This is a genomic window from Embleya sp. NPDC059213 (genome assembly GCF_042754445.1).
GTDB lineage: Bacteria > Actinomycetota > Actinomycetes > Streptomycetales > Streptomycetaceae > Embleya.
In genome coordinates this window covers 1-7,374 of record NZ_JBHZAV010000303.1, presented here as the reverse complement: position 1 = coordinate 7,374, position 7,374 = coordinate 1, and the positions used below count along the sequence as shown (strand labels likewise).

The following is a 7,374-nucleotide window of genomic DNA, read 5'->3' as shown; positions in this document are numbered from 1 at the left end:
CCGCCGGGGTGGGTCACCGCGGTGGTTCTTCCCCGCGCCCCCCACTCCACCCGCCCACCGGGGGGGCGGGCCCGGCCGGGGCGGGGGGGGGGGGTCCCGCGCCGGCCCCCCCCCCCCCCCTCGGCCGCCCATCACCGGCAGTCTCTCGATCGAGGAGACCTCCCGCATGGTTCTCATCGTCCAGAAGTACGGCGGCTCCTCGGTGCACAGCATCGAGCGCATCCGACGAGTCGCCGAACGTGTGGTGGCCACCCACCGGGAAGGCCACGATGTCGTCGTGGTGTTGTCCGCCATGGGTGACACCACCGACGAACTGCTCGACCTGGCCCGGCAGGTCGCCCCCCTCCCCCATCCACGCGAACTCGACATGCTGGTCACGGCGGGCGAGCGCATCTCCAACGCCCTTGCCGCGCTGGCGATCCGCGCCCTGGGTGAGCGGGCCTGCTCGCTCACCGGTGCCCAGGCCGGGGTGTTCACCACCTCGGAGTACGGCAACGCGCGCATCGTCGAGGTGGCGCCGCAGCGCATCCGGCGGGAACTCGACCGGGGCGCCATCGTCCTGGTCGCCGGATTCCAGGGACTGAGTCGGGATACCGACGACGTCACCACGCTGGGACGCGGCGGTTCGGACACCACGGCCATCGCCCTGGCCGCCGCGCTCAAGGCCGACGTCTGCGAGATCCACACCGACGTCGACGGGGTCTACAGCGCGGATCCCCGGATCGTTCCGCACGCCGCACTGCTCGACCACATCGGCTACGAGGCGATGCAGGAGATGGCGGCGGCCGGCAGCAAGGTGCTGGCGCTGCGCTCGGTCGAGTACGCCCGCCGCTGCGGCGTGCCCGTCCACGTGCGATCCGCGTACGGCGACCGGCCCGGAACCACGGTGTCCGGCGCACCCGACGACGGCGACACCGGCCGGTCGACGATCACCGGCGTGGCCCACGACACCTCCGGGACCAAGGTCACCGTGACCGGCGTACCGAACCACCCCGGGGCGGTGGGCCGGTTGGTGCGGACCGTCGCCGATGCCGGGGGTGAGATCGACATGCTCGTGCACAACGCGGCGTCGCCGACCGGCGGACCCACCGACCTGACCTTCGTGCTGGCCGCGGAGGGTGCGCTCGCCGCGTTGGCCGCCCTGCGCGCGTGTGCCGAGGAGATCGGCGTCGAGGAGGTGAGCCACGACGAGGACGTCGGCAAGATCTCGCTGATCGGCAGCGGCATGCGGACCTGCCCCGGCGTGACCGCGACGTTCTGCGAGACGCTCGCGGCGGCGGGGGTCAACATCGAGATCATCTCGACCTCGGAGATCCGGATCTCGGTGTTGTGTCGCACGGCCCGGGTCGCCGACGCGGTGCGCGCCCTGCACACCGCGTTCGACCTCGACACGACCGAGGAGGCACCGGTGCACGCGGGCACCGGCCGCTAGACACCGGCCGCCGAACCCCGGCCATCGAACATCGGCCGCCGGACATCGAGGACGGTACGGGCCGCCCGGGCGGGCGGCCCGTACCGCTTGTCAATGTCAAGCATCTCGGTAGGGTGTGCGGGGCAACCGGCGATCGTCTGGAAGGCGAGGCGGGCATGACAACCGACACCACCGACACCGCGGAACTGGACGCGCTGCTCCGGGACTGCGTGGCCCGGGGCACCGCGTCCGTCGTGCGGGCCCGGCACGCGGTCAACCTGCCGATGCTCGACCTGTGGGCCGACGCCCTCGGCGACCCCAACCCGGTCTACCGCGACGCGAGCGCCGCCGCCGCGACCGGACGGGCCGGGATCGTCGCGCCGCCGACCATGATCCAGGCGTGGACCATGCCCTCGCTGCCGGCACTGGCGGCCACGCTGTCGCAGGTCCCCGGGTACGCGCCCTACCTGGACGGGGAAACACCGACCGGCACGGCGTCCGACAACCCGACGGCCGCCGCGCACCGCCTGCTGACCGCACACGGCTACGCCGCCCGCGCGGCGACGCGATGCCGGCAGGAGTACCACCGCGAGGCGCGCATCGGCGACCACCTCACCTGCGAGAGCGCGCTCACCACGGTGTCCGCGCGCAAGCGCACGGCGCTGGGCCCGGGATACTTCGTCACCACGCGGATGACCTTCCGCGACCAGGACGAGGCGAAGGTCGCGACCGTCGACTGGACCGTACTGTGCTTCCGCACCCCCAAGCGGCAACCCCCCGTCGCCGCCGCGCCGGACACCCGCGCGGAACCCCCGCGGCCCACCACCGCGAGCGGCCGCACCTGCCGCCCGCTCACCGCGGCCCCGCAGGTGGGCGACCGCACCCCGGTCACCACGATCCCGATCACCCCCACCTTCGTGATCGCGACCGCCTTCGCCACCCAGGACTTCTACGCCGCCCACCACGACGCCGACTGGACGCGCACCTCGCTGCACCGCCCCGGCATCTTCACCAACATCCTCGCCACCACGGGCCTCGTCGGCGGCGTGGTCACCGACTGGGCCGGCCCCGCCACCCGCCTCCTGGAAGTCGACCTGCGCCTGCTCGCCCCCAACCACACCGGCGACACCCTCACCCTCGACGGCGTGGTGACCGCCGTGCGCGGCAACGACCTGGAACTCCGGGTCACCGGCACCAACTCCCTGGGCCCCCACGTGCAAGCCGGCGTCCGCGCCCATCTCCCCGCCTGACCTCCACCCCGGTCACCGATCACCGTCGGCGCACGCGTCGGTGATGGCCTCGTCGAGGATCGTGAGGCCGAGGGTGAGTTCGGCTTCGGTGGCGGTCAGGGGTGGGGCGATGCGGAAGACGCCGCCCATGCCGGGGAGTTGCACGATGTTCATGTGCAGGCCCAGTTCGAGGCAGCGGCGGGTGATGCGTGCGCCCAGTTCGTCCGAGGTTCGCTTCGACTCGTGGTCGACGGTGAGTTCGAGGCCGGCCAGCAGGCCCCGGCCGCGGATGTCGCCGACGACCGGGTGGCGCCCGGCGAGTTCGGTCAGGCCGCGGCGCAGGAAGCCGCCGAGCGAGCGGGCGCGCTCGGCGAGCCCGTCGCGAACCAGCACGTCCAGCACGGTGTTGCCGACCGCGGCCGGCAGCGGATCGGCGACGTGCGTGGTGAAGAACAGGAATCCGCGCTCGTGCGCCTCCTGTTCGATCTCGGCGCTGGTGACCACCGCGGCGAGGGGCAGTCCCGCACCGAGTGTCTTGGACAGCGTGAGGATGTCGGGGACGACGCCGTCGCGCTCGAACGCGTACCAGGACCCGGTGCGGCACAGGCCGGTCTGCGCCTCGTCCAGGATCAGCAACATGCCGCGTTCTCGGCACTTGTCACGCAGGGCCGCGAAGTAGCCGGCCGGCGGCTCGATGACGCCGCCCGAGCTGAGGATCGGTTCGACCAGGCACGCGGCCAGGCTGCCGGTCGACTGGGCGTCGATCAGGTCGAAGGCGAAGTCGAGTTGACGCCGCCAGTCCAGCGAGCCGTCCGCCGCGGTGAAGTCGGGCCGGTACACGTTCGGCACGGGGATGGCGAAGTTGCCCGGCGCGCCGGGCCCGTAGCCCTTGCGGCCGGCACTGTAGGTGGCGGACGCGGCGGCCTGCGTCATGCCGTGCCAGGACCGCGCGAACGAGACGATCTCGTGCCGGCCGGTGACCAGCTTGGCCATCCGGATCGCGGCCTCGTTCGACTCGGCGCCGGTGGTGAGCAGCAGCACCTTCTCCAGCGGCGCGGGCAGCGTCTCGGCCAGCCGCCGGGCCAGGTCGACCACCGGGCGGCTGAGCATGCCGCTGTAGAGGTGGTCGAGGGTGGCCACCTGCCGTCGCACGGTCGCCACGATGTCCGGGTGCGAGTGGCCGAGGATCGCGCTCATCTGCCCGGAGGTGAAGTCGAGGATCTTGCGGCCGGTGGCGGTGAAGACGAAGCTCCCGGCCGCATGGTCGATGATCTCGCGGGTGAACTCGCCGCCGTAGCGCACGAGATGCCGTTCGGCATCGGTCCAGAAGGTTTCCGCGGACGCCGGGGCGGTGTTCGAAGCAGTCATGTTCCCGACGGTAGGTCGCGGTCGAGCAACACGTCCAGCACACGATTCCGGCTGTCCTGTTCGGCAAAACCGCACAACAATCGGGGGATGATGAACCCCTGGCGGCTGCGGCTGCTGAGCCAGTTGGACACCCTGGGCACCATCCGGGCGGTCGCCCAGGCCGCCAACCTGAGCCCCTCCAGCGTGTCCCAACAGCTCGCCGTGCTGGAGGCCGAGACCCGTACCCAGCTCCTGGAACGCACCGGACGCCGGGTGAGGCTGACCTCGGCCGGGCTGATCCTGGCCCGGCGGGCGCGGGCGATCCTCGACCACATGGACGGTGTCGAGGAGGAACTGCGCGGGTTCGGCGAGGAACCCGCCGGGCTGGTTCGGTTGGGCGCGTTCCAGAGCGCGATCCACTCGATGGCGGTGCCGGCGGTGACCCGACTGGCGCGCGAACATCCGCACCTGGACGTCGAGTTGCTGGAGCTGGAGCCGCACGAGAGCATGCCCGCGCTGCGGGTCGGCGACGCGGACGTGATCATCACGACCACCGACTTCGACGAGTTGCCGTTGGGGCCCGACCTCGACCTCGTGCCGCTGACCACGGACCCGATCGTGCTGGTGCTCCCGCCCGAGCACCCCGCGGCCGGGCGCGGCGCGGTGGACCTGGCGGCCTGCGCGGGCGAGCCGTGGGCGTTCGACATGCCGCAGTCGTACATGGCCAACCTCGCGCTGCGCCTGTGTCGCCGGGCACGGTTCGAGCCGAGGGTGGTGTGCCGGTTCAGCAACTACATGATGACCCTGCAACACGTCGAGGCCGGCCTGTCGATCGCCCTGCTGCCCGGCTTGGCGGTCGACCACCGCTACCGCGTCGTCACCCGCGAACTCGCGACCCCGGTGACCCGCACGATCACGGCCGCGATCCGCCGGGGCTCGCCACCGCGCGCCGCGGTCCGCGCGGTGCTGGACGCGCTACGGCACAACCCGGTCCCGTCGTTGCCGGAACACGAGTGAGGCACCGCGCCGACCGACTTCACTCGATCACGAAACGATAACGGGTTCGGACCGGAAGTTCGCTCTTTATTCAACCGGCCGACGGCCGTTCGTGGGTGACCGATCCCCGACCCGTTGCATGGTTGGTGGCGCACGCTCTCGCAGGTACCGGCAGCGCCATCGGTACCCGCGGCGAAAGGCAGCCGGGCCGACCGCGCGAACGCGATCGGCCCGGCGGGCCTGTGGCGGTTGCCCCCGCCTCGGCCCGACCCCACTCCGGTTCATCCACCGAGGGAGTTATCGAAGTGTACGGATCCACGCGTGCCAAACGCGGTCTCGCCGCCGTCGCGGTCGCCGCGGTCGGCGTTCCGCTCGCCCTGGCCGGCGCCGCGCTCGCCGCCTCGCCCGCCGCGGGCGACGCCCTGCCGTCGTTGCCCGGCGGCACCAAGAAGGCCAAGACCCTGGTCATCGGCATCGACGGGCTGCGCTTCGACAAGCTGCAGAGCGGCGACGCACCCAACCTCAAGGCCCTGATGGCCGGCGGCACCACCGCGTCGAGCAACCTGTACGCCCAACCGTTCGCACCCACCGTCTCCGGCCCCGGCTGGTCCACCATCGCCACCGGCGTCTGGCCGGACAAGCACGGCGTGCACGACAACTCGTTCGCCGGGTCGCGGTACGACAAGTACCCCGACTTCGCGACCCGGCTGGAGACCGCCCAACCGGCCGCCTCCACCCTCGTGGTCGGCGCGTGGGCGCCGATCTCGTCCACGATCTTCTCGCCCAGGGTCGACGTGCGGGTGGCCACCGACGAGAACGACGACCTCGCCGCCGCCGACACCGCGCAGTACCTGTCCACCGGCAACCCCGACGTCGCGTTCATGCACCTGGACGAGGTCGACGGGGCCGGACACAACACCGGCGGCACCAGCGCCGACTACGCGAAGGCGGTGCACGAGGCCGACACCCGGGTGGGCAGGGTCCTCGACGCGCTGCGGGCCCGGCCGACCTACGCCCAGGAGGACTGGCTGATCATGGTCACCACCGACCACGGCCACACCGACTCCGGTGGCCACGGCGGCGACACCCCGCAGGAGCGCCAGACCTTCGTCATCGCGAACGGCGGCGGCATGCCGGCCGGCGCCGTGCGCAACGACGTGCGCCTCGTCGACATCGCGCCCACCGTGCTCAAGCACGAGGGTGTCCGGATCGACCCGGCGTGGGGCCTGGACGGGCAGCCGATCGACGAGATCAAGCCCGACGCCTTCGACGCGCTGCGCCCGATCCTGTCCGAGCGCGTGGACGAGAGCGGCATCCCCGCCGGCATCAAGGGCTTCACCCACACCGCGCCGCAGGGCTGGTCGATCGACAACTCGGCGATGCCCGCCGGCGGCGTGACCGAGTGGCGCGGCTGGTCGTTCGCCACCGACGAGTTCTTCACCCGCACCGAGGGCGGCGGCCAGGCCCGCGAGGGCAACGTGCGCAGCCGCAACGTGTTCGCCGTCGCCGACTCCGACGAGTGGGACGACAAGGCGCACGCCGCCGGGCAGTTCGACTCGACCCTGGTCTCCCCGGCCTACCCGGTCGAGGGCAGGACCAAGGCGGAGCTGAGCTACGTCAGCGACTACCAGGTCGACGGCCCGCAGACCGGCGACGTGTACGTGTCCTGGGACGGCGGCACACCCAAGCCGATCAAGTCGTACCGCACGAACGTCAACCAGGTCGAGCGCCTGACCCTCGACGTCCCGGCCGGCGCCAAGACCGCGCAGATCCGGTTCCGCTACACCGGCACCAACAGCCGCTTCTGGGCCGTCGACCAGGTCTCGTTCACCGCGGGCGGCAGCACCGACCCGGGCGGCGACCCGCTGTCCGGCAGCCAGGTGATCACCACCACCGTCAAGAACACCGGCGGGCTGACCATGACGGTCGCCGGCCCGACGGTCACCCTGCCCTCGCCCGAACTGACCGCCGCGGGCGACCGGTTGGCCACCTCGGGTGCGCTGAACACGGTCCAGGTCACCGACCTGCGCATCGCCGACCCGGGCTGGAACGTCAGCGGCCAGGTCACCGACTTCACCGCCGAGGGCGGCGCGTCCTTCGACGGCTCGGCGCTCGGCTGGACCCCGAAGGTCGTCAAGGCCGGCGACGGTCAGCGGGTCAGCGCCGGCGGGCCGGTCGCGCCCGCGGCCGACGGCGGCGTCAAGACCGCCCGCACCCTCGGCGGAGCGGTGCCCGGCCACGGTCGCGGCACCGCCGTGCTCGGCGCCGACCTCGCCCTGAACCTGGCGACCACCACGGCGCCCGGCACCTACAGCGCGACCCTGACGGTCACCGCGATCTGACCCACCCCGGCCACAACGGCGGCGCGGGGTCCGGGTCGTCCCCGTACCC

General features: G+C 72.4%; 5 protein-coding genes. 4 read left to right on the top strand and 1 reads right to left on the bottom strand.

Annotation, left to right across the window (positions count from 1 at the left end; all coding sequences use genetic code 11):
* Nucleotides 1-166 precede the first annotated feature (166 nt).
* Both ACFXMF_RS45760 and ACFXMF_RS45755 read left to right on the top strand, forming a co-directional pair.
* Nucleotides 167-1,432 (top strand): aspartate kinase, encoded by a 1,266-nt coding sequence (locus ACFXMF_RS45760; RefSeq protein ID WP_360311382.1) that lies wholly within the window; start codon nt 167-169, stop codon nt 1,430-1,432.
* 155 nt (nt 1,433-1,587) lie between these two features.
* Nucleotides 1,588-2,661, top strand: a complete 1,074-nt coding sequence (locus ACFXMF_RS45755; RefSeq protein ID WP_379992514.1) for a MaoC family dehydratase N-terminal domain-containing protein — start codon at nt 1,588-1,590, stop codon at nt 2,659-2,661.
* 12 nt (nt 2,662-2,673) lie between these two features.
* Here the strand turns inward: ACFXMF_RS45755 and ACFXMF_RS45750 are convergent, their stop codons facing one another.
* Complete coding sequence (locus ACFXMF_RS45750) at nt 2,674-4,008, bottom strand: aspartate aminotransferase family protein (protein ID WP_379992515.1); 1,335 nt, start codon at nt 4,006-4,008, stop codon at nt 2,674-2,676.
* A gap of 87 nt (nt 4,009-4,095) precedes the next feature.
* Here ACFXMF_RS45750 and ACFXMF_RS45745 point away from each other — a divergent pair, with 87 nt between their 5' ends.
* A complete protein-coding gene (locus tag ACFXMF_RS45745) occupies nt 4,096-5,004 on the top strand; it encodes a LysR substrate-binding domain-containing protein (protein WP_379992516.1) in 909 nt (302 codons plus the stop codon).
* A 284-nt stretch (nt 5,005-5,288) separates the two neighbouring features.
* Nucleotides 5,289-7,325, top strand: coding sequence for an alkaline phosphatase family protein (locus ACFXMF_RS45740; protein WP_379992517.1), 2,037 nt, complete (start codon nt 5,289-5,291; stop codon nt 7,323-7,325).
* Nucleotides 7,326-7,374: the final 49 nt, after the last annotated feature.

Bases quoted from the DNA above. Each gene is read 5' to 3' on its own strand.
- ACFXMF_RS45760 (WP_360311382.1), top strand. From the start codon at position 167: ATGGTTCTCATCGTCCAGAAGTACGGCGGCTCCTCGGTGCACAGCATC.
- ACFXMF_RS45755 (WP_379992514.1), top strand. From the start codon at position 1,588: ATGACAACCGACACCACCGACACCGCGGAACTGGACGCGCTGCTCCGG.
- ACFXMF_RS45750 (WP_379992515.1), bottom strand. From the start codon at position 4,008: ATGACTGCTTCGAACACCGCCCCGGCGTCCGCGGAAACCTTCTGGACC.
- ACFXMF_RS45745 (WP_379992516.1), top strand. From the start codon at position 4,096: ATGATGAACCCCTGGCGGCTGCGGCTGCTGAGCCAGTTGGACACCCTG.